Here is a 22,026-nt window from a genome sequence, read left to right as displayed (position 1 = left end):
TAGTGATGGGATAAATGCATCCAAGGCCGTCAGCTACTGCTCCTGTGAAAGTAATATGTTAAGAATTTTCTGAGACAGGGGCAACTGCATCGCTCTCAGGCAGACGATTAAACCACACTAATAATGTCGCGCAGAATGCCACCAGCATCCATTTAACCCAGAGGATGGGTGAAATAAGAATAGAAATCGTAAAACTGATTACAATGAAGAAGCTGGCGCGCCGCTTAATTTTCTTTGTCACAGCCCCATGTTCCCGCCAATTCACGATAGTTGGCCCGTATTTGGGATGATTGAGCAGCCACTCAGCGATACGAGGTGAACTGTTAATAAAGCAAGCTGTCGCGAGAAGAAGAAACGGTGTTGTCGGAAGTAAAGGCACAAAGATCCCAATTAGGCCGACAACTAGCCAAAGCCACCCGAAAAACAATAATATCCAGCGTTTGAGGTTATTTTTCACTGTCTCTCCTGTTCGCTCAGCCTGCCAGCATTTTAAACCATGTGATGGTGGCCGGAAGAGTGGGTATCAGAAATACACCCAGTAAACCCAAAAAGTAGAGCAGATTAAACGGCTCTTGATATTCTTTTTCCATTTAAATATTTCCCCTCCGTGGATATCTTCTGCCCGCTCTGGGCATCGACGATATGGTTACAATATACCCTGCTGAAGCAAATGTAAGAAGCATTAAACACCAGCAGTTTCACAACAGATGGAATAAAGATCAAATTTAAACAGACTCGCACTGCTATATAAATACCCTAGCATACTGGGTTTTCGAAGGGTCGTGACAGGAGGTTTCGCGACATGAAAACAGAAAAGCCCCGCATAGCGGAGCTCTTGAAACTACGTAAACAACGAACTTTATCAAGAGAATGTCACTGACAATCTTCAGCCACTAGAGTTTTGGTTACAAAGCCGCCACTCCCCACAAACCAGTTGCGGATTCCAACACCAAGCGCCAGTTCATCAGAGAATCGCTCGCACATGTCAGCTCTTATCGAGGGTTCAATATCGGACTTATTCATTGTCCAAGTCCAACTACTGCTTCGTAATCTATGCGTAACAGTCAGTAGAGCGCGTCTGTCATCATAAAAATAATACCCTGTTGAACCACGCATTGATTTGGTAGGAACATAATTTAATTCTAAAAGCCTCTGATTGACTTCATTTGGTACTTTGCCTTCGAATTCAGAAGGCGGCAAACCAGCGCCACTTTTTGCCTTACAACCAGCCAAGAGCAATAGACATATAAGGCCTACTTTTAATCTGTACATCACTTCATCGCCTATTTCTAATCTATATCGATCATCCAGCGCTTAAATGCTTTACGCTCTTCATCAGAGGCCTTAGTGTACCAAAGCTGAAGTTGTACAAGCGTATCATTATTTTGATTAGGTACTTGGGCATCACTCTGTAAAATGACTAGATCGTTACTATCTGAGATCTTATCTGAGAATAGAACAATACCCTCATTACGATTATATTCAGCTATTACCTTTTCAATATTTCCAAAGCCTCCAAAACCGATACCGGGAAGCCTTTTAAAACTAATAGGTATCTCTTTTCTTGTATTTCTATTCAACAAGATCCAATTGGGCCCCTTATTAAAGTGTGCCTTAGCCTGACTTTCAGTCGAAAAGTTTGGTAGGTTTAACTCCAGGTCCTCATTAGACATATCAACCTGAAACACATATGGTTTAGAAGTAAAGATAACCTTTCTTGAGCCATCTCTGACTTCATCATCAAATCTCGCGACAATCTGATGTGTGCCTTTTGCTAAAGATACTTTTTGCTCGCTCAAAGAGTGTTCAAATTTTACTTTTTTTCCATCCACAGCAAGTATTTTAATACCATCAGAAACTGCAAACTCACCGGCCGTAACTGATGTCGAAATCAACAACAAACAAATAAAATTAATTGCTCTCTTCACTTTACGATCCCTTTTGGATTAATTCAGAAACAACAAAGCCGCCTATCAGGCGGCTTTTATTGTGCAAGCTAAATACAGAGATTAGAATTTAACTTCCATACCAACCGTGTAGCCAAGCTCAGTGTCTACGTCTTTACCGTCTTTGTCTTTCTCGTCAGCATTACCAACTTCTGCATAAACTTTGACGTTGCTGTGAAGCTGCTGAGTAACATTCGCGTAGATGCTAGTTTGTTCAGCATCGCCCTTATCGAAGTCTACACGGTCAACACCGACTGCGAACGTGGTGTCGTTCATGCTGTAGTCAGCTGCTAGCTGGAGCAATTTAGCTTTAACTTTACCGCCAGACGTTTTAAGTTCTGCTTGACCGTATCCAGCAGCAATACCGATGTCGTCAAGTGCATACTCGGCTTCTAATACGATAACTCTTACGTCGGTCTTCGGCACTTCTACGCCGTCTTTATCAGTGTATTTTTGAATCTCGCCGTCAGCAAAATAAACGCGTGCATCTAGGCCTTCGAAACGTGCACCGATACGACCGTCCATGTACTTATCTTCGTCGGCGCCGTCTTTGCCGTCTTCAACCAAATCGGCAGCAATACCTGCGTAGAACATGTCATTATCGAAAGTGTATTTAACGACTTGATCACCGTACAGGTCAGTGCGCTCACCTAAGTCCAAACCGCCACCAGCTTCGATGTCTTTACCAACGCCAGCATCGTCTAGGATGGTTGCTTGACGGCCAACAGTAAATGTACCGAAATCACCAGAAAGACCAACATACAAACGATCGTTCTGTACGTCTTCTTTCTCGAATTTGAACGCCATCTCGCCGACTGCTTTCAAGCTATCAGAGATTTCAACTGAAGTGTTAAGCGCCAAGTCACCGTCATCAAGACGAACTTGTGCTTTGCTTTTGTCATTAGTGCTTTTGTTGTATTGCACTTCCATTGCGCCTGAAGCGCTTACGTTCACGCCGTCAGCGTCATAAAGATCAACACCTGCATTTGCCGCGCCTGCTACCATCAGTGCCGGTACAGCCATAGCTAGAATTGTTTTTTTCATGGTAATCCACTGCCTTCTTTTTAAGAATTATGGAATTCCTGTTCCAGAATCCCTGTCTTGTAGAGCTTGTTACTGTCAGTTATTTGAATCAGCAACAAACCATTAAACTTCGTGAATTATCGTGCAGAACAATCAATCTTCTGTCAAATAATGCCAATCAGTAAAAAAAATAAGCTTAAATACTTAAAAAACAACAAGATAAAATAATGCAAATAAAATCCATCTATGTAGTGCATACACAATGTCAGGAAACTGTAAGAGACGTTCAGGAGATTAAACAGAATATAAAACTAAAAATACATTTTTAAATGTTAAAATTAAGATTTATTCACTGCAAAAGATGGGGTGACAGCAAATATATACAATAAGTTCACTAAGCCTCGGTCATATTGTCAAATGTCGTCACAATCGTGATCTCAATCTCATAATCAGAGACTTATCTGCCAAATTTTGACCTCTTTCACATTCTCGCTCCGTGATATAATCTGGCCAATTCACTCATTTTTCTGCCATATATGCTTAATAATTCTCTTAAAAAAGACATAAGAACTTGCTACGAGAACTTGCGCGAACAGTTAGACAACTTTATTCCACGCAAAGCGCAGAACTATCTCGTCGCTGAACTTGCCAAAACGCTGGCTGGCGAATACCACGCCAAACGTCGGATAATGGTGGCCGAAGCAGGTACTGGTATTGGTAAGTCCATGGCCTATCTACTTGGTTCCATACCTTTTGCATTGAACAGCAATAAAAAGGTGGTTATCTCAACCGCAACAGTGGCACTGCAAGAGCAATTGATCAGTAAAGATCTCCCTCTATTTCGCAGGATCTCTCCGCGAGAATTTAGCTTCATTCTCGCTAAGGGCCGCCAACGCTATTGCTGCGCAGAGAAACTTGCATCGGTATGTGGCGATCAAACAGGCATCCAACAGGCCCTTTTTGATCAAAAACCAAAACATAATGATGTGCTGCTGGCCAAAGATTTGTATAGAGCACTGAGTGAAGGTAAATGGGATGGCGATAGAGATAGCTGGCCGAAAACCATCCCAGATACTGTTTGGCGCGTTATTGCTTCCGACAAACATACCTGCCATAACGGACTGGCAGCACACCGTAGTTGTCCCTTCGCCAAAGCGCGTGAGAATCTAGATAAAGCCGATGTCATTGTGGCTAACCACAGCTTACTGATGGCAGATCTTGAACTGGGTGGCGGGGTGATCCTACCTGAACCAGAACAAGCGATCTTTATGATCGATGAAGCACACCACTTGCCCATTGTTGCCCGTGACTTCTCTGCAGCATCGGCAAGTCTGCTCGGTGTCGCATCATGGCTTGAGAAGCTTAATCAAGCTGGAAGCAAAATAGCCAATACTGCCGATATCAAACGGAGTAACCGTTTCCTTGATGCACTTCAAACCGGCATACAAGAACTTATTCCCGGTTTACGCCAAATTAGAGAACAATTGAGTGAATTACCGTTAAATGATGACGGCACATTCAGGTTCAAAGATGGAGAACTGCCTGAGTCGCTCGAGTTGCAGGCTAAAGAAATGCATAAAGCGGCAAAGAAGACTCAGCAGTCTCAAGCAAAGATTCATGACCTCATTGCCGAGCGGGTAAAGGATGGAGAACTCAGTGCCCGTTTGGCTGAGCCTGCGCTGGCTGAGTCTGCTTTCTTTCTCCAACGACTCGAAAACCTCGAAAAGGTCTGGAACCTGATGGCACAGCCCAATTCAGATAAAGGCGCACCTCTGGCCCGCTGGATAAAACGCTGCGATGAGAAGGAACGGGATCTTATCGTTCACGTCTCTCCCCTGGAGATCGGCTGGCGACTGGATCAGATGTTGTGGTCAAAAGCGGCGGGCGTGGGTCTTTTTTCCGCGACGATGCGAGCACTTAACCAGTTTGGTTATTTTTGCCGACAGGTTGGTCTTGAAGAAAACGATGGCAGCCGTTTTCTCGCACTGCCTTCACCGTTTGATTATCAAAATCAAGCACGTCTTGTCGTGCCAAAAGTGCCCTATGAACCTCAGCATGACAAATTCACAGATACCTTGCCCGCGCTACTCACTGAATACCTTGAGGGCGAAACAGCCAGCCTTGTCCTCTTTTCATCTTATTGGCAGATGAACAAAGTTGCGGAAGCACTCAAGAAAACAGCCGTCAAAAATAAGTGGGATCTACTTGTCCAGGGTGAGGCATCGAGAACATCTTTGCTCGACACCCATAGAAAAAACTGTGAGAAAGGAAAAGTCAGTATTTTATTTGGCACTGGCAGTTTCTCTGAAGGACTTGATCTGCCAGGCGATCAACTGACCAACTTGATCATCACCAAGATCCCCTTTGCAGTTCCTACCTCACCTGTGGAAGAGGCACACTCAGAATATATTGAAAGCCGGGGAGGTAACCCGTTTTTACAAATTTCTGTGCCGGAAGCGAGTAAAAAATTGATCCAATCTGCAGGTCGCCTGCTGCGTCAGGAAAACGACTCTGGTAGGATCATTGTGTTGGACCGTCGTATTGTCACCCGCCGCTATGGTAAGTCACTACTCGACTCTCTCCCGCCTTTTAAACGCATTATTGAATATTGATAAATGGACTTTTTTCATGCCTGAGTTGTTTGATACCTCGATGTTTTCGGTACTGGCTGCCATCGCGTTTTCTGCTGGTTTTATAGATGCTGTCGCGGGTGGCGGAGGAATGCTGATGATCCCAGCATTGCTCTCAGCAGGCTTGCCACCTCACCTTGCTCTCGGTACTAATAAATTAGCGGCGACATTCGCTTCATCAACGGCTGCGATAACGTTTTATCGCAAAGATCTCTTTTCACCTAACTTTTGGTTAAAAGCAGGTATTGCCACTCTGTTTGGTGCGGTGTTTGGCACTCTTATCGTTAATGTAATAGACACTGATTGGTTAGAAAAAGCATTACCTGTGCTCATCATCGCAACAGCGTTGTACACGATTTTCAGCCCCTCAATCACGGGCCGCCGAGACCAGTTGCCAGAGAAGACCTCACGATTACGTAAAACGCAAATCTCACAAGGGCTGGCCCTTGGCTTCTACGACGGTGTTGCGGGCCCCGGAACCGGTGCATTCTGGACGGTTTCCACCATGTCGCTTTACAAGCTCAATATGTTACTGGCAACCGGGGTCGCAAAAGCGATGAACTTCATCAGCAATATCACTTCACTGATCACTTTTATGATATTGGGTCATGTCAATTGGGTGTTAGGTCTGACAATGGGTATATGCCTCATGGCCGGTGCTTTTGTCGGAGCGCATTCAGCTATCCGTTTCGGCTCAAGGTTTATCCGCCCTATTTTTATCACGGTAGTTTTGGTGATGTCAGGTAAACTTGCTATGGATGCATGGTTTTAATCTTGAATCTACCTATGAGGTGAGTCTATTGCTATGACAGCATTATCTCCGATTAAACAACAACTGGAACAAATGGCAAAACATGCTGCAGATATAGACAGAAAGCGTGGCGAGGGACGTCGACCGTTATTTGACGAAAGGCTTTTTAAATGCCGTTCAAAATTGCTGACCGCCTGCGTCAATGAAACGCAATCTATTATCAGCACATTAGAAAAAGAACAGCAAAGCGGAAAGCTCTCTGCTGCCAGAGCTGATCACTTGTGTGAAACCTTGCTGAATCAGGTATCAGCTCTGCAAAGGGAAATGGCAACCCTCGGGATCAGGGAAAAAGAAAAACACTATGCGCCAAAGACGTCTGTCTCCATTAGTCAGCTTTATCAAGACTTGGCACAACATCAGGGCTGGGAGAGACGCCTTGAGGATATGGTACGCGATAGTGAAACACAGCTTAGTCAGTGCGACACCCTAAAAGAACAACAGGCATGTCAGAAGAAACTGCTCGCACTGGAAAAACGCTTATCACGTTGCCGTGAAGCAAAAGCCCGTATAGAAGGTCGTATTTCATTCAGGGAGAAAAAAGGCTGATATGCTCCCCCTTATTTATCATCCAATTTATTCTGATTTCCCTCTTCCAGAAGAACACAGATACCCGCTTCAAAAGTATCGTCTACTGAAAGAACACATCGATAAGCAATGCTGGCCTGTTGAGTATCACTTACCGTCATCAATTGACTGGCAGCTCCTCTGCGAACAGCATGCGCCGGAATACGTCACTGCGCTGATCAATGGCACACTGCCGTTAGTGAAAATGCGCCGCATTGGCTTCCCGTGGAGCGAGGCTCTCATCAGACGCAGCCTGACATCACTCGGTGGTACGCTACTTACTGTTGATAAAGCCCTCGAGCATGGTTGCGCGGTTCATCTCACCGGGGGATATCACCATTCACACTTCGATTTTGGCAGTGGGTTTTGTCTGTTCAACGATCTTTTTCTTGCTGCGAGACACGCGCTAACCAAACCAGATATCGAGCGGGTGATGATCATTGATTGCGATGTGCACCATGGTGACGGCACTGCGACTTTGGCAGCAGATCACAATGACATTATTACCTTTTCAGTCCATTGTGATAAAAACTTTCCATCAAGAAAGCCGTCATCGGATATGGACTTACCACTCCCAAGAAACACTGATGACGCCGATTATCTGTCGCAGTTCATCCCGGCAGTTACACTCGCTGTGCATCAATATCAACCCGATATGATCATTTATGATGCAGGCGTCGATATCCACATCGATGACGAACTCGGCTACTTTTCAGTCAGTCAGGGAGGTATTCGCAAGAGGGATGATGCAGTGATGGCTCTGTGCAAAGATCATCAAATACCCGTTGCAAGTGTCATTGGTGGCGGTTACCGAACTGACCAGTCAACATTAATTCCTTTACATGCAGAACTTGTGCGTTCAGCATTATCGATATTTCATTCTCATCAAACCGAATAAGACGAAGGATAATATGAGTGATCAGGGGCTGGAAAATGCACCAGCAGAAATAAAACTGGCAGTCGATCTGATATATCTGCTCGAAACAAATGAAATTGAGATTGATACTGCTCTGAAAGCACTAGAGATAGTTAAACAGGATCTCGAAAGAAGGAAAGAAAATACGCGTTAACTGCATATATTACCTACCGCCCACTTATTTACAGTGGGCAAAGATAAAACGAGGAAAAGAATCAACCCTGCCTAAAATCCAACATTTTCCGAATAAAGCTCACACAATCGAAACAAATTGGATCAATCTGACCGTTCCCATTAATCAAGACCTGCTTTAGACCCTCTTTATCTGTATTATTCTCGCCGTTTTCATCATGGTTATTGGATCAAATTCAAGTTTTACGTCTAACGAGGCTCTGCTCTCTACGAAAAACTCAATGAATGTAGACCTGATGTAAGGAATGGACACCACTCGCAGGCACTGGAACGCCAAAAGGTACTGCCGGGTCTAATGCTCATCGCATTATCTGATCCGGCAAAAGAAAATCTACAGTGGAGTGTAATATGACGGACGTTAAAGACGCTTTCGTTGCATTTGTTGATGCCGGAAATGGCTTGCTTTGGGGAAGTGTACTCATTTATCTCCTTATTGGTGCAGGCTTGTATTTTACGATTAGAATGGGATTTTTACAGTTTCGTCAGTTCGGCCATATGTTCTCGTTGATATCTTCCAGCCGTCAGGGAGCTGAAGGTGGCATATCGTCTTTTCAGGCATTCAGCACGAGTTTAGCTGCGCGCGTGGGGACAGGTAATATGGCAGGGGTTGCCGTAGCTATTTATCTTGGTGGCCCGGGCGCAATCTTCTGGATGTGGATAACAGCACTGGTCGGTATGTCCACCAGCTTTATTGAATCCACACTGGCGCAGGCTTATAAAGTCAACAATGGTGACAGCACATTTAGAGGCGGACCTGCTTACTATATTGAAAAAGGCCTAGGTCAACGTTGGTTAGGTGTCCTTTTTGCGCTTTGTCTGATTGTCGCATTTGGTATTGCCTTTAACGGCGTTCAATCCAACTCTATTGCTGCCGCAATGGATAATGCATTTGGTTTTGATCATACCTTGGTTGGTATTTTGCTGGCTGTCGCCGTTGCCCCAATTATTTTTGGTGGTATGCGCTCGGTGGCAAGAGTTGCAGAACTCATTGTGCCATTCATGGCGCTTGGTTACCTTATCGTGGCCTTCTATGTTGTTTTTGCCAATATCACTCAGCTACCAAGCGTATTCGCCACCATAGTGAAAAGCGCACTGGGCTTTGAACAGGCGGCAGGTGGTGCGATGGGTTACGCTATTGCTCAGGCGATGATGCAGGGCATAAAACGTGGCCTGTTCTCAAACGAGGCAGGTATGGGCTCAGCGCCGAATGCTGCAGCAACAGCAACGACTGATCCGAACCATCCCGTCGCTCAGGGCTATGTACAAATGCTGGGAGTGTTTGTTGACACCATTGTTATTTGTACTGCGACCGCTGCAATTATCTTACTTTCAGGGGTAATGGAGCCAGAAAGCGGCGTTACCGGCATCGCACTGACACAGAAAGCTCTGGAAGTTGAGGTTGGAAGCTGGGGCTCAGGCTTTGTCGCCATTGCCATTTTGCTATTCGCTTTCACTTCATTAATCGCTAACTATTCTTATGGCGAATCAAATATTCGCTATATCTTTGATAGCAAACTGGCAATCAATGTCTATCGTGTTGTGGTACTCGGTATCATTGTGGTTGGTGCAATAACAGACTTGCCGACAGTTTGGGCCTTTGCAGACTTATCAATGGGAATGATGGCCTTGATCAATCTCGTTGCTATCCTTCTTTTATCAAATATCGTTTTTGCTTTGCTAAAAGATTACGAGGAACAAAGGAAGCGAGGCGTCACCCCATCCTTTGACCGGAAGAAGTTTCCGCAGTTAGACAAACAAATAGATAAAGATGTCTGGAACAAACATCAATAAAAGAATATCGGGAAGCGTTAGCTTCCCGTTTTTTGTTGTGGTACCGAATTTAATATTCGCAGAGCCTCTTTGGCATGCTCAACTGCATCGCGACCAATAGAGGTGAGATAACCACCATCATAATCTGTCACCAAACCTTTCTGATACAGCCTTTGTGTTGCCTCAATCAATGAAGGACTCGCATCACTGTGTACTTTTAGACCAGCCATATCTGAAGAGAGCGTAAATTTGACCAGCATGTTCAACTCGTCGACTAGGTCAGGGGTAAATGGCATAAAACCTCCCAAGGTAGAAGTGAGAACTGGTTCTATCTAACGATAGCACTCCTAAAGAGTACCTCCACTGCCAATTTCAGACTCTGCGCTATGTCCAATAACCAGAAGCTAAAAGCTAAAAAAACGACACCTTAACTTTCTCAGGATTCGCCTATTTACCTTTTCAGGTCACATCCTGTGCTGTTTTGTTGGTAGAAAACACCTCATTGCCTGCCGATGGCTTACGTGGTACCAGAAGTGCCAGCACCAACGAAGATGCCGCTAATGCACTACCGAATAGAAAGACAAATGTAGGGGAAGTGAGCCAAACTACGCCAAGGATCGCAGGTATAAAAACAGCGGTAATATGGTTAATGGTAAAACTCACACCCGCCGTTGATGCAATATCCTCGGGAGCCGCAATTTTCTGAAAATATGTCTTTATTGCAATTGCTAACGCAAAAAATAAATGGTCAATAACGTACAACCCACCGGCAATATAACTATTTTCAACAAAAGCATAGCTGGTGAAGACACAGATCAAACCTATGTATTCGACGGTCAGTGCCTTTCGCTCACCAACCTTACCAATCCAACGACCGATACGCTCAGCAAACAACATATTAAATATATAATTAATAATAAAAAGCAGGCTTATTTCTCCCACCGAGTAGCCGAACTTCTCTACCATCATAAATCCGGCGAAAACAATAAAGATTTGTCGTCTGGCACCACTGAGAAAAGTAAGACTGTAATATAACCAGTAACGCTTTCGTAGAATGAGTTTACGGTGTTGTTGATGGGCTTGACGGAACAATGGGAAATATAGCCAAAGCCCCACAACAATAATGAGTCCAACCAAACCAAATAACATATAGACGACGTTGTAAGAGATATTGAAATACTCCATCAATACCCAAACAGCAGAGTAAGCCAGCAAACTTGCCGCACCTTTCCATGCCAGTATCTTCCCCATAAAAGCGGCACTTTCATCTTTGTCTACCCATTGCAAGGTCAGGGATTGATTGACTGTCTCAAAATAGTGGAAGCCAATCGACATGACCATAGTCGTCATGTAAAGGCCATAGGTAGTGGGAAACCATCCTGTAATGGCAACCCCTAGACACATCAACGCAAGAAAAATAAGGGCAAATGTCTGCTCTTTAAACCACAAGAGTAGGTAAATGGCAGTAAAAGCAAGAAAACCGGGAACTTCACGCAAGCTCTGCAAAATTCCTATTTCTTGGCCTGTAAATGCGGCTTTTTCAACGACGAAGTTATTTAACAGAACATTCCATACTGAAAAAACCAGAGTCATGACCACAGCCATTGCAATCAGTAGATATTTTGTGTCTCTTGCCATTTTCCGTCTCTCTTCTTGAGGGCATCTTGCACTATACCCAGACGATTCCACCTTTAACACCCGCTGGCGATTAAAAATACTCAATGCGATCAATCTTTGATCATCTTGAAATACTGAGGCCTCTCGGAGCGTTACTGACGATTTCAATTGCTCCTAGCGTGGAGAATCTTTGACAATGATAAAGCTGAACAAAAAGAGGGCAGATTGTTCAGCTTGTCAGCACTCAGGCTTGAATCAAAATAAAATCAGACTGAATACCTAGAAAAAAAGCCAACAAAGGTTTGGATTTGGCTGCGTAATCAACCAAAAAGATAATCAAAATATTTAGATGATATTTATGAGCAAAATTCTATTCTGCCCTGTGTGTGACACTAAAACTGTTTTCTGCAGAGCCAAGAGAAGTATTATCGAAAAGGTATATAGGTATCGTTTCGCAAAAAAATATGAATGTGCAAATTGTTGTTTTTTTTGAAAAAAACGCTTGATAAAATATAAGAAATTTAAGTTATATGTTTGATGCATATAGCTTAAATAATGGAATATACTCGTAAAGCTATCAGTAACAAGCTGGATTAGACCATGTTACATCTGCTCAAGTTTGTATCCTTTATCAGCAAGCTGTTTTAACAAGCCCACGTCTCCTGACAAATGCCCTGCTCCCACCAGAACAAACTCAGTATTTTTATCACCAAACAATTGCTCAATTTTCGGTATCCAGGCGTTATTTCTTTTTACAACAAGAGACTGATATAGGTCTGGGAAATTCTCTTTTGTCTCTTGGTTAAAGACTTTTTCCAGTTGATTCATGTTCCCGTTACGCCATGCAAGCAGAAGCTCCTTCATTTTCTCCTTTGATTCAGGTAAATCGTTGAGCAATTTTCGTATGAACGTATCTTCGTTACCTTTACCCAGGTTAGTCAGAAATATGAGTTGCTCATCTATCGTCTCTAACCCAAGCACTGGCTTGGCATCTTCATTGGCTTTAGCTTGATAAAAGCTGTCTACTCCCCCACTTTCAAAACCTGCTCTCTGAAGTTCAAGCATTGTGAGTTGAGCCATCAACATACCCGGTTTAAGTATATCTACCGACGCAAGATTTAACCCATAACCGCCAAGTGCTTTATCTAAGGAGGAAATCGTCGATGGAGAGAGTTTGCTGCTCAAGGTTACCCCATTTTGATAAACGCCATGAGCCAAGGCTTTTGCACCAACATCAGGATGATTTAATTCGGCAACTTCCAGAATAATTTCCTGAGATTTACCATAGGCAATATCATAGGCTTTTGGGAGAGGATAAGCCGTGCTCGGTAGCGCATGAATCGTGCCTCCAAGATAAATAACATCATTATTTTTTGATACTTTCCAAACGGCTGAATCCGCATAAGTTACCGCTGAAGCGGAAAGAAATGAGAGCGACAGCAGACCTTTGAGACACATTGATACTCTTCCCAAAACATTACTTTTCATAAACACTCCTGTGTTGGCAAAGCCATTAAATATCTATTTAAAACTTCTTCCTATGTCTGCTTTACAAAACAATATTCGATTGAAGAAAAAAAGACTTTACGGCGTTTAGATTGGAAAAAGTAACACTATGTGTAAAAGTTTCAGAAAAGACTCACAAATCGGACATAAAAAAAGCAGCGCGGTGCGCTGCTTCCACATTGGGGTATATCGAAAAGCTTACAGCTCAATACCCACAATAAGCCAAGGAGCGTTCGGTAGTTTAAGATCTCGCTCCAGGTGCCAAATGTCAGTAATGTCTTCTTCAACGCCTTCGTGGCTGTCTCGGTATCGGCCACTAAACTTGAGGCTGATGTGAGCCGTTGACTGGTCATGGTCCGCTCTCACAACCTCTGCGTCAACAAACATCACTTCGGTGTGTTGCTCACCTTCCATCGACGCTCGCTCACGGCTAAGCTCGTTGTATAGTTCAGGCGTCACGTATTCCTGAATCTTCGCAAGATCATTCACATTCCAAGCTTGCTGTAGGGTGCGGTAGTGATCACGTGCACCATTAACGAACCCCGTGATATCGAAGTTTGGCGGAAAGTTGTGCGGCACGTCCTCAGAAGTCGGTGAAGAGCCAAAACCACCCGCAGGGGCTGCAGGCTCTGTTGATGACGTTTCACGGAACGCGTTGGTACCCTGCTGGAAGCCGTCTTTCTCGTGATAGTAGCCTTTTTTCTCAGCACTAGGCGCAGAGCCAGCCATAGCCGGACCTTGCTGTCGCATTGCGCCGTTTTTTGCCGCCATCATCGAGCGGAATATTTTGAACAGCACAAATGCAATTACGGCAACAATAAGGATGTCCATAAACTGGAGTCCTTCAAACGCGCCGCCAGCAAAGAGCGCTGCCAACAAACCACCCGCCAGCAGGCCGCCGAGCAAACCGCCCATTAAACCTTTCTTAGTTCCGTTCTTAGCTGGGTTTGCCTGTTGTTTGTTGAGGTTATTTTGCTGAGGCTGAGATTTAGGTGCTGGGGCTGTTTTGTAGCTCTTACCGAAGGATTTTCCTCCGCCAAACCTTTTCGCCTCTGCATGCGGTGCCGTTGCGACAACCACGAACATTAGCGCAAAAATTGCAAAAAAGCGTTTCATTGCGTCCCTTATTTGAGTGTTGAGAATTAACGACATGCTAGGTTCTCCAAACAGAATGTCAACGAAAACAAAGATAACAAATGTAACAATGCTAGTCGTTTCATTTTTCCTTACCTGCTTATTATACCCATACTGAAAGACATTGCAGGAATACCCGTAAGCACCGGACTTACCAGTACGTTGAGGTAAGAATGTATTGCTGTGACAGCACCATAATGATGTCTGTTCTGATGATGCATGCTTGACATAAAACTGACCACAGGGACTACCCTTTGCAACACTATTTCAATCGTTATCCCATTTATTACATATTTGTTATTTACATTAGTAATTACGCGATTGAGGCCCGGTAAGATTACCTTTTTATAAATACCGGAAGAGCCAATTGTTTAACCAACATGAAATTTACGCTGATTAATCCAGCGAAAGTTGCGCAAGATTTCGATCCGGTTTGATAAATGTGTGGTTCAGATTAAACGAAACTTGCCTTTTTAACCCAGCTCAATAAACTTGTGAACATTGTTCATCAAAGAACCGGAATCCCTATGGCACGTCGAAACGACCACAGTCGTGACGAACTAGTTGAAATGACTTTGTCCGCTGTCGAGCAATTTCTCTCAGAAAAACCTCATCAGGAATTGAGCCTGAGAAAAGTTGCCGCAATGATTGGGTATGTACCCAGCACTCTTATCAATGTATTTGGCTCCTACAACCTGCTTCTGCTTCATGTTGTCGCACGCACCTTGGATGACATGGGAGAGACAGCGAGAGTAGAAATCGAAAAGTGTACTAATCCTGAAGAGGGTCTCTCAATTCTCGCCCAACTTTATCTGGATTACGCGCGAAAGAATCCACATCGCTGGCAGTTGGTGTTTCAACACAGTATGAATGGGAAAGAGCTACCTAAATGGCACAGCGAGCGTATCGATAGGATGACAGGCCTTATTGAGAAAATGCTGGGCCAGCTCTCGCCTAACAGAGACGAAAAAGCAGTGATTGAGGCAAGTCGGGTATTGTGGGCAGGAGTTCACGGTATAACCCTTTTATCCGTTGACGATAAGCTGTTTACCGATACACCTGTGGATGGCGACGCCCTGATCCAGAATCTGCTCGACGGTTACCTTGCAACATGGCGATGTAACTAATTGCTTCTCTAATTGCTACCGGAACTAGAGCATGACAACTCAGACAGGCCTTCTCAAACAACGCCGATTTTTACCCTATTTTATCACCCAGGCTCTTGGGGCGTTTAATGATAATGTCTACAAAAACACTCTGCTCATTCTGGTAGCCTTTGCGGCTCCCGGAACCTTGGCAATACCAAGTGATGCCTTCATCAATCTCGCCGCAGGGCTATTCATTCTTCCTTTCTTTTTATTTTCCGCATTTGCTGGAGAGCTCGCTGATAAGTACGAGAAATCGTCCTTGATACGAGCAGTAAAACTGATCGAAATAGTACTCATGAGCGCAGCAGCTCTGGCCTTTATAACGGAAAGCTACATCGCTCTGTTATTAATTCTGTTTCTTATGGGCACGCAATCGACATTTTTCGGTCCGGTAAAATACTCACTTTTACCACAGCAGCTGAAGCCCTCTGAGCTGGTGTCGGGTAATGCATTGGTTGAGACTGGTACTTTTCTGGCAATTTTGATTGGTACACTGATAGCGGGCATTATTGCTAATATGGAGGAAAGCCGAGCGATTGCGGCCGTCTGTGTTGTCTTTTTTGCCATCCTGGGATATGTAAGCGCCCGCTTTATTCCAGAAGTTAAAGCCAGTAACCCGGATCTGAAAGTACGTTTCGCTCCTGTCAGGCAAATGCGTAAAACACTCTCGATCGCCCACCGAGACAAAGTTGTCCTGCAATCCATCATGGGGATCAGTTGGTTCTGGTTTCTTGGTGCGAGCTTTCTGACACAGTTTCCAAACTACGCTAAAACCTTTTTGGGTGGGAGTGAAGCTGGCGTCTCTTTCTTGTTAGCTTTATTTTCGGTAGGTATCGCGGTTGGCTCACTCCTTTGTGACAAGCTATCGAACCACCGGATTGAACCGGGTATTGTGCCAATTGGTAGTCTGGGGATCACCATTTTCTCAGGGCATCTATTCTTTACGACGCCAGAATCCCTTCCTGAAACGACCAGTTTCCTTGAGTTTATCTCACACCCAGAGCTCTTCGGTGTGTTTATTGACCTCGCGTTACTCGGCGTATTTGGCGGTATTTTTATTGTTCCTCTCTACGCGATGATGCAGCAAAGAGCCAAAGAAAGTGAACGCTCTCAGGTTATCGCCGCGAACAATATCTACAACTCTCTGTTCATGGTAACGAGTGCAGTTACTGCAATTATTGCTCTCAGTGTTATGGGCATCAGTATCCCCACTTTCTTTCTTGCACTTGCAATCGGTAATCTTGTGGTCGCCATTTATGTAGGAAAACAAGTTCCGCTTTTCGCGCTACGGTTTTTTATCTGGCTACTAAGCCATACTATGTACCGCGTTACACACAAAGACCTACATAATATTCCTGAAAAGGGCGGCGCATTACTTATCTGTAACCACGTTAGTTATGTCGATGCACTGCTGCTGGCTGGCGCCTGTCCTCGACCTATTCGTTTCGTGATGGATGAAGAGTATTACCACATCCCTGTTCTTCATTACTTCTTCCGTGCGGCAAGGGTTATCCCAATCCACACCTCCAGTAAATCAATTCGAAAAGCTCTGGAAACCGTGAAGACGGAATTAGAAGCAGGTGAAGTGGTCTGTATTTTCCCTGAGGGGCATTTGACCTCCGACGGTGAGATGATCCCGTTCAAACGCGGCATTGATCTTATTCTTCGCCAAACACCGGTTCCAGTGGTACCAATGGCACTTCAGGGTCTTTGGGGAAGCTATTTCAGTCGCGAGGGAGGACGTGCATTGTTGAAGCTTCCAAAACGTTTCTGGTCAAAAATTACCATTATTGCCGATGAACCCGTGCCGCCACGCGAGGCAAGGTCTGATCAAATGTTTGAAAAAGTTGCCATGCTTCGTGGTGATGCCCGTTAATACGGTCTTAAAGACAACAACCAGCATTTCATTCCAGCACAACAGGATTAAATAACTTAATCCTGTTTATTCCATGATTTTTATCTGGTGACTATTTAAATATGGCGGGTGACTAGTGTATTTTATTGTTGATAACAATAAACAAATCTGGGAAAGACCATGCAAGAAGTCGGAATGTCCTCAAAGCTGGACAACGTCTGTTACGACATTCGGGGGCCGGTGCTGAAACAGGCGAAACGTCTGGAAGAAGAAGGCCACAAAATACTTAAACTTAATATCGGAAACCCCGCCCCATTCGGCTTTGATGCACCGGATGAAATATTGGTTGACGTAATCCGCAATCTTCCTACCTCGCAGGGCTACTGCGACTCAAAAGGTATTTACTCAGCGCGTAAAGCCGTTGTTCAACATTACCAAAAGCGAGGTATGCTGGATCTGGACGTTGAGGATGTCTATATCGGTAATGGCGTGTCTGAACTGATTGTAATGGCGATGCAGGCTCTGCTGAATACGGGTGATGAATTATTGGTACCAGCCCCAGATTATCCACTGTGGACAGCCGCTGTTTCCCTCTCGGGAGGCACGCCCGTTCATTATATGTGTGATGAAGAGGCAGATTGGTACCCCGACATCGATGATATAAAAAATAAGATCACACCGAATACTAAAGGGATCGTCCTGATCAATCCAAACAATCCCACTGGCGCTGTATATAGCCGTGACTTCTTAATTGAAGTGATTGAACTGGCCAGAACACACAAGCTGATCATTTTCGCAGACGAAATATACGACAAAATCCTTTATGACGGCGCGCAACACCACTCTGTTGCTCCTCTTGCACCGGATGTTTTTTGCGTCACTTTTGGTGGTCTTTCCAAGTCATATCGAGTGTGTGGTTTCCGTGCTGGCTGGATGCTGTTATCCGGGCCTAAACAACTTGCTAAAGGATATATTGACGGTCTGGACATGCTCTCTTCGATGCGTTTATGTGCCAATGTCCCTATGCAGCATGCCATTCAAACCGCATTGGGTGGCTATCAAAGTATCAACGAACTCATCCTACCGGGCGGGCGTCTCCTCGAGCAGCGTGACAAAGCGTATGAATTAATCAACCAGATACCGGGTGTCAGCTGTGTTAAGCCGAAAGGCGCGCTGTATCTGTTTCCGAAAATTGATACCAAACGCTACAACATACACGACGATGAAAAGCTGATGCTGGACTTTTTGATGCAGGAAAAAGTCCTGATGGTACATGGCACCGGGTTTAACTGGCCGAAGCCTGATCATTTCAGGATTGTTACCCTGCCGCGTGTCGATGATCTTGAGATGGCAATTGGCCGCTTTGAGCGTTTCCTGTCAACCTATCACCAATAAACACTTTTTTGTATTGGTCAATAAACGCTACAAAAAAGCGAAAAGCCCGTCAGTCGGGCTTTTTTTGTAGTTGCTGAAAAACAAAAGGAGTGACGAAAAGCAGACCCGCTAATGTACCAGCCACATGAGCTTCAACCGCAACGGCGGCATTAATAAAAGACTCCGTGGATGCAGCCCCACCATTAATGACCTCGTAGATAACTTTGACAATCAAACCAATAAACAACAACAGGCTGAATCTGACTCGCTCAAAAATATCTCTCACTATTCCCCAGGCAAATAAACCATGTAACATGCCAGATAGGCCCGCGTACAGATTATAACTACTGCTAAACATCGCTACACCAACAGCAAGCATACATGTCAGTATCAGCGCCGCTATCGGCAAGGCTTTGTAGTAGTCCTTGTGAACCCAATATATTACCGCTAATGCCGCCAGATTCATCCCAAGATGGTTGTCATTGGTATGAGTAATGTTTCCTGTTACTATGCGCCACCATTGGCTATGGTCAATGATTAGCTGCCTGTCCCAGACCATGAAGTCACGAATTTCAGGTAACTGTGACACCACCGCGAGTATAGCGATTGAGCAAAAAAGAATAATGACTGGCAAGATGGCTCCTTGTTGAAAAATCACAAAGCTCAACACGCTAAACTTCAATGACTATTACCTGTTGAAATTACCAACATTGAATTAGTTAGCATTTACTGATGCGAAAGCTTGATATTAATTGGCCAGATAGATCCCATGCAACGAAATTGCTCCCGATATTGCCATCGCTGTAACAAAGCCCACAAAGCGTGTATCTGCGAGAAGATTACACCTATTGGTAACAACATCCCTCTGCTGATCCTTCAACACCCCAGCGAGGTAAATCAAGCCAAAGGGACAGCAAGAATTCTCTCTCTATCACTGGAGCACTCGCAACTGATCGTCGGTGAAGAATTCGATCAGAACACTGAGTTTCTCGATCAATTGGATAACAGTGATATCAACTGGCACCTTCTTTATCCCTCAGATAACGCAAAAACAATTACTTCGCTTTCATCGGACCAGAATGTACATAACCTTGGCCTAGTTCTCTTAGATGGCACGTGGAAAAAGGCATTTAAGATGTATCAGCTATCGCAACGGCTACAGATGTTACCTGCACTCGTGTTACCGGACGACTTAACAGGTAATTATCGGATAAGAAAGACGGCAAAAACTGGCGGGTTATCGACCGTCGAAGCTGGCTATCATGCTCTGTCTCTGCTGGCGAACGATAACAACCATTACCAACCTCTAATCGACTGTTTCGATAAGATGGTCGCCTTTCACCTCAGTCAACTGCCGCCCGATGTTTATGAGCGACAGTTTGGTCCAGGAAAAAAGACTCAGTGAATGTCGTACAGAGGGCCCTGACTGGCTGCGGTAAACATAGTTGCATGTAAACGTTGCGCAAAACCGTCAGTCATACCTGAGATGTAATCTGCGATCACCCGCTTTCCACTCTCCCCCCCGGCTCTGGCCTCAAGCCAACGTTCACGTGTTGCTGAAGGCAATAAGCGCTTGGGATCGGAGTCAAAAGCATCGAAGAGCTCCATGACTAACTGCTGACCTTTGTATTCGATAACCTGAAGCTCTGGCTTTTTCACGACGTAATTACTCACAAACTGCTTGAGCGTATCCAGAACCACGTTCATGTTCTCTGGCATACTCGCTTTCCACTTAAGTAAGGGATCGTTGAATGCATTCACGCCATCCTGTATCGATGGCACAATCGTTATCGATGTCAGCAAGGTATTGACCAGTGCACCAATGGCATCCTTACGCTCATGATGCTTACCAAACATCTGATCGCTCAGGTAGCCTACATTTGCTTCAAGCCATGGATCACTGCATTCTGCCAGCCTGCTGGCCACCGCAAGTTGCCACTGCTCCCGGGTGACTATTCCCATGACAATTGCATCTTCAAGGTCGTGCACACCATAGGCTATATCATCAGCCAATTCCATAATTGAGCAATCAAGGGATTTAAATTTAGATTTGCCGTGGCTGTCCGCCTCAGGAGCGAACCTCAATGAGGTGAAAAGCTCTCTGTCCGAATCACTTAATGGCGAAAGCACCCAGTCGTAGCGTGCTGCATCGCAATCATACAGCCCCTTTGCAGGGTGCCAGTCATCCACTCTCAGGTGACGGAAATTTTCAACATCTGGTGCGAGCTTTTGCCGATACACAGAACGAAGTGGCACAGGATATTTCATCAAACCCAACAGGGTCCTTCTCGCCAAATTCATACCATCATCTTCGGTGTATGGCTCTAGTAAAGTGACAATCCTGAACGTTTGCGCGTTTCCCTCGAACCCTCCATCGTTTCGCATCAGATAATTAAGGGCAATTTCCCCACCATGTCCGTAGGGTGGATGACCAATATCATGAGCAAGACATAGGCTTTCCATTAAGCTGGTCGAAGGCAAAAGATCACGAAATTCTGATTGTTTCTGCTTTAACTGGGCAACAATACCTGTGCCTATCTGAGACACTTCAAGAGAATGTGTCAAACGGGTACGATAAAAGTCGTTGAGGCCCGCCCCAAGCACCTGCGTTTTAGCCTGAAGACGACGGAATGCAGCTGAGTGAAGGATACGGGCACGGTCGCGCTGGAAGACAGAGCGCCTGTCATCGCGGCGCTTTTTATTCTCTGTTGCCAGTCTCTCCTGCCATTTATCAGATATTACTTGTTTACTCATCGCTGATTTCATCCAGTGTCAGGTTGAAGCTTTCTGCAAACGTTGACATAAAATAATCCGTCGCCTCACTACGGCGTTTCTTCATTGTCTTTTCGAGTCGACTTTTTGCTAACTTAAACTCATGGTTGCCGGCCGACAATTCCTCCAGACACTTGAGATAAGCACAGATTGAGTCAGCTTGTTTCACCAGCCTGTATTCGTCGGGATCTTTATCTTCACTCACGACCAGTCCACGGTAGTCATCCTGAAACTCTTCTGGCAACATGGAGATCAATTTCTCTTCCGCGATTTGTTCTATTTTTTTATATTCATCGGCGATCGCAGGATTGAAATATTTGATAGGCGTCGGTAAGTCCCCAGTAATGACCTCACTACAATCATGAAACATGGCGAGCAGAGCGACACGTTCTGGATTGAAGTTCCCCTCAAACTTACGGTTCTCAATCAATGCTAATGCGTGAGCAACAAAAGCAACCTGCAGGCTGTGTTCAGAGATGTTTTCATTGAAAACATTCCTCATCAGTGGCCAGCGATAAATAAGTTTCATTCTGGCGAGATAAGCAAAAAAGTGACTGGTTTTAGAATCTTTAGTCATAGTGTCCTTACATGGTAAACCAACTGATTTAGACGAGAATATATCCAGTGCGCACATCAAGGTGCCCTAATATCATTGTGTTGTGGTAGGCAAGAATACTCAAGCAAAAGCGGGAAAAAGCCTTATCAAAGCGGGTAAAAAGAAGAGATGGAAGTACGGAAAGGAAAGAAGGGAGAGTGTGATCTCCCTGC

Annotated in this window: 21 protein-coding genes; 10 read left to right on the top strand and 11 right to left on the bottom strand. The window is 44.7% G+C overall.

All coding sequences use genetic code 11. From position 1 onward, the window contains the following. Positions 1-58: 58 nt before the first annotated feature. The 4 genes from A8L45_RS01855 to A8L45_RS01840 all read right to left on the bottom strand — a co-directional run bounded on the left by A8L45_RS01855 (position 59) and on the right by A8L45_RS01840 (position 2,990). Positions 59-457 carry a YbaN family protein gene (locus A8L45_RS01855; protein ID WP_068898633.1) on the bottom strand — a complete coding sequence of 133 codons (399 nt, stop codon included), beginning with the start codon at positions 455-457 and terminating at the stop codon, positions 59-61. Positions 458-873: 416 nt separating this feature from the next. Beyond that, positions 874-1,275, bottom strand: coding sequence for a hypothetical protein (locus tag A8L45_RS01850; protein ID WP_139122282.1), 402 nt, complete (start codon positions 1,273-1,275; stop codon positions 874-876). Positions 1,276-1,289: 14 nt separating this feature from the next. Beyond that, positions 1,290-1,928, bottom strand: coding sequence for a YccT family protein (locus tag A8L45_RS01845; RefSeq protein WP_083228147.1), 639 nt, complete (start codon positions 1,926-1,928; stop codon positions 1,290-1,292). 81 nt (positions 1,929-2,009) lie between these two features. Next, positions 2,010-2,990: a porin gene (locus A8L45_RS01840; protein WP_068898629.1), complete on the bottom strand. Its 981-nt coding sequence runs from the start codon at positions 2,988-2,990 to the stop codon at positions 2,010-2,012. 515 nt (positions 2,991-3,505) lie between these two features. Here A8L45_RS01840 and dinG point away from each other — a divergent pair. The 6 genes from dinG (at position 3,506) to A8L45_RS01810 (ending at position 9,873) form a co-directional block, all read left to right on the top strand. Continuing rightward, entirely contained in the window at positions 3,506-5,581 is a 2,076-nt protein-coding gene (gene dinG, locus A8L45_RS01835) for an ATP-dependent DNA helicase DinG (RefSeq protein ID WP_068898627.1), read from the top strand. Between the two features lie 16 nt (positions 5,582-5,597). Further along, positions 5,598-6,371 carry a TSUP family transporter gene (locus tag A8L45_RS01830; protein ID WP_068898625.1) on the top strand — a complete coding sequence of 258 codons (774 nt, stop codon included), beginning with the start codon at positions 5,598-5,600 and terminating at the stop codon, positions 6,369-6,371. Between the two features lie 33 nt (positions 6,372-6,404). Continuing rightward, positions 6,405-6,956, top strand: coding sequence for a primosomal replication protein PriC (gene priC / locus A8L45_RS01825; protein WP_068898623.1), 552 nt, complete (start codon positions 6,405-6,407; stop codon positions 6,954-6,956). Between the two features lies 1 nt (position 6,957). Beyond that, the gene (locus A8L45_RS01820) at positions 6,958-7,872 is read left to right on the top strand and encodes a histone deacetylase family protein (protein WP_068898621.1); all 915 of its coding nucleotides are present in this window, start codon (positions 6,958-6,960) and stop codon (positions 7,870-7,872) included. Between the two features lie 13 nt (positions 7,873-7,885). After that, positions 7,886-8,044, top strand: coding sequence for a pleiotropic regulatory protein RsmS (gene rsmS / locus A8L45_RS01815; protein WP_068898618.1), 159 nt, complete (start codon positions 7,886-7,888; stop codon positions 8,042-8,044). Positions 8,045-8,430: 386 nt separating this feature from the next. After that, complete coding sequence (locus A8L45_RS01810; protein WP_068898616.1) at positions 8,431-9,873, top strand: alanine/glycine:cation symporter family protein; 1,443 nt, start codon at positions 8,431-8,433, stop codon at positions 9,871-9,873. A 17-nt stretch (positions 9,874-9,890) separates the two neighbouring features. Here the strand turns inward: A8L45_RS01810 and A8L45_RS01805 are convergent, their stop codons facing one another. The 4 genes from A8L45_RS01805 to A8L45_RS01790 form a co-directional block, all read right to left on the bottom strand. Continuing rightward, positions 9,891-10,148: a TIGR02647 family protein gene (locus A8L45_RS01805; RefSeq protein WP_068898613.1), complete on the bottom strand. Its 258-nt coding sequence runs from the start codon at positions 10,146-10,148 to the stop codon at positions 9,891-9,893. Between the two features lie 163 nt (positions 10,149-10,311). Further along, positions 10,312-11,490 carry an MFS transporter gene (locus A8L45_RS01800; RefSeq protein ID WP_349266988.1) on the bottom strand — a complete coding sequence of 393 codons (1,179 nt, stop codon included), beginning with the start codon at positions 11,488-11,490 and terminating at the stop codon, positions 10,312-10,314. Positions 11,491-12,072: 582 nt separating this feature from the next. Further along, positions 12,073-12,957: a TraB/GumN family protein gene (locus A8L45_RS01795; RefSeq protein ID WP_068898612.1), complete on the bottom strand. Its 885-nt coding sequence runs from the start codon at positions 12,955-12,957 to the stop codon at positions 12,073-12,075. 216 nt (positions 12,958-13,173) lie between these two features. After that, positions 13,174-14,091, bottom strand: coding sequence for a Tim44 domain-containing protein (locus tag A8L45_RS01790; protein WP_068898610.1), 918 nt, complete (start codon positions 14,089-14,091; stop codon positions 13,174-13,176). Positions 14,092-14,636: 545 nt separating this feature from the next. Between A8L45_RS01790 and A8L45_RS01785 the strand changes: the two genes are divergently transcribed. From A8L45_RS01785 to A8L45_RS01775, 3 genes are all read left to right on the top strand, one after another. Next, complete coding sequence (locus A8L45_RS01785; protein ID WP_068898607.1) at positions 14,637-15,236, top strand: TetR/AcrR family transcriptional regulator; 600 nt, start codon at positions 14,637-14,639, stop codon at positions 15,234-15,236. A gap of 31 nt (positions 15,237-15,267) precedes the next feature. Beyond that, positions 15,268-17,133 carry an MFS transporter gene (locus A8L45_RS01780; RefSeq protein ID WP_068898605.1) on the top strand — a complete coding sequence of 622 codons (1,866 nt, stop codon included), beginning with the start codon at positions 15,268-15,270 and terminating at the stop codon, positions 17,131-17,133. 159 nt (positions 17,134-17,292) lie between these two features. Next, entirely contained in the window at positions 17,293-18,507 is a 1,215-nt protein-coding gene (locus A8L45_RS01775) for a pyridoxal phosphate-dependent aminotransferase (RefSeq protein WP_068898603.1), read from the top strand. A 49-nt stretch (positions 18,508-18,556) separates the two neighbouring features. On the opposite strand, the gene rrtA is transcribed toward A8L45_RS01775, so the two are convergent. Then, positions 18,557-19,120, bottom strand: a complete 564-nt coding sequence (gene rrtA / locus A8L45_RS01770) for a rhombosortase (protein ID WP_068898601.1) — start codon at positions 19,118-19,120, stop codon at positions 18,557-18,559. A gap of 135 nt (positions 19,121-19,255) precedes the next feature. On the opposite strand from rrtA, the gene A8L45_RS01765 reads away from it, so the two are divergent. After that, positions 19,256-19,891, top strand: coding sequence for a tRNA-uridine aminocarboxypropyltransferase (locus A8L45_RS01765; RefSeq protein ID WP_068898598.1), 636 nt, complete (start codon positions 19,256-19,258; stop codon positions 19,889-19,891). On the opposite strand, the gene A8L45_RS01760 is transcribed toward A8L45_RS01765, so the two are convergent. Both A8L45_RS01760 and yfbR read right to left on the bottom strand, forming a co-directional pair. Further along, positions 19,885-21,252, bottom strand: a complete 1,368-nt coding sequence (locus tag A8L45_RS01760) for an anti-phage deoxyguanosine triphosphatase (RefSeq protein WP_175401882.1) — start codon at positions 21,250-21,252, stop codon at positions 19,885-19,887. The two genes, A8L45_RS01765 and A8L45_RS01760, sit on opposite strands and share 7 nt — an antisense overlap. Continuing rightward, positions 21,233-21,835, bottom strand: a complete 603-nt coding sequence (gene yfbR, locus A8L45_RS01755; protein ID WP_068898593.1) for a 5'-deoxynucleotidase — start codon at positions 21,833-21,835, stop codon at positions 21,233-21,235. Before yfbR ends, A8L45_RS01760 begins: the two co-directional genes overlap by 20 nt. Positions 21,836-22,026: the final 191 nt, after the last annotated feature.

Source organism: Veronia pacifica, from assembly GCF_001707825.1.
Lineage (GTDB): Bacteria > Pseudomonadota > Gammaproteobacteria > Enterobacterales > Vibrionaceae > Veronia > Veronia pacifica.
The sequence above is the reverse complement of the archived record's forward strand: the minus strand, read 5'-3'. Positions and strand labels throughout refer to the sequence as shown.

What these genes read in the sequence shown, in the direction of transcription:
- A8L45_RS01840 (WP_068898629.1), bottom strand. Translation starts at nt 2,990, where the DNA reads ATGAAAAAAACAATTCTAGCTATGGCTGTACCGGCACTGATGGTAGCA.
- dinG (WP_068898627.1), top strand. Translation starts at nt 3,506, where the DNA reads ATGCTTAATAATTCTCTTAAAAAAGACATAAGAACTTGCTACGAGAAC.
- A8L45_RS01830 (WP_068898625.1), top strand. Translation starts at nt 5,598, where the DNA reads ATGCCTGAGTTGTTTGATACCTCGATGTTTTCGGTACTGGCTGCCATC.
- priC (WP_068898623.1), top strand. Translation starts at nt 6,405, where the DNA reads ATGACAGCATTATCTCCGATTAAACAACAACTGGAACAAATGGCAAAA.
- A8L45_RS01820 (WP_068898621.1), top strand. Translation starts at nt 6,958, where the DNA reads ATGCTCCCCCTTATTTATCATCCAATTTATTCTGATTTCCCTCTTCCA.
- rsmS (WP_068898618.1), top strand. Translation starts at nt 7,886, where the DNA reads ATGAGTGATCAGGGGCTGGAAAATGCACCAGCAGAAATAAAACTGGCA.
- A8L45_RS01810 (WP_068898616.1), top strand. Translation starts at nt 8,431, where the DNA reads ATGACGGACGTTAAAGACGCTTTCGTTGCATTTGTTGATGCCGGAAAT.
- A8L45_RS01805 (WP_068898613.1), bottom strand. Translation starts at nt 10,148, where the DNA reads ATGCCATTTACCCCTGACCTAGTCGACGAGTTGAACATGCTGGTCAAA.
- A8L45_RS01800 (WP_349266988.1), bottom strand. Translation starts at nt 11,490, where the DNA reads ATGGCAAGAGACACAAAATATCTACTGATTGCAATGGCTGTGGTCATG.
- A8L45_RS01795 (WP_068898612.1), bottom strand. Translation starts at nt 12,957, where the DNA reads ATGAAAAGTAATGTTTTGGGAAGAGTATCAATGTGTCTCAAAGGTCTG.
- A8L45_RS01790 (WP_068898610.1), bottom strand. Translation starts at nt 14,091, where the DNA reads ATGAAACGCTTTTTTGCAATTTTTGCGCTAATGTTCGTGGTTGTCGCA.
- A8L45_RS01785 (WP_068898607.1), top strand. Translation starts at nt 14,637, where the DNA reads ATGGCACGTCGAAACGACCACAGTCGTGACGAACTAGTTGAAATGACT.
- A8L45_RS01780 (WP_068898605.1), top strand. Translation starts at nt 15,268, where the DNA reads ATGACAACTCAGACAGGCCTTCTCAAACAACGCCGATTTTTACCCTAT.
- A8L45_RS01775 (WP_068898603.1), top strand. Translation starts at nt 17,293, where the DNA reads ATGCAAGAAGTCGGAATGTCCTCAAAGCTGGACAACGTCTGTTACGAC.
- A8L45_RS01765 (WP_068898598.1), top strand. Translation starts at nt 19,256, where the DNA reads ATGCAACGAAATTGCTCCCGATATTGCCATCGCTGTAACAAAGCCCAC.
- A8L45_RS01760 (WP_175401882.1), bottom strand. Translation starts at nt 21,252, where the DNA reads ATGAAATCAGCGATGAGTAAACAAGTAATATCTGATAAATGGCAGGAG.
- yfbR (WP_068898593.1), bottom strand. Translation starts at nt 21,835, where the DNA reads ATGACTAAAGATTCTAAAACCAGTCACTTTTTTGCTTATCTCGCCAGA.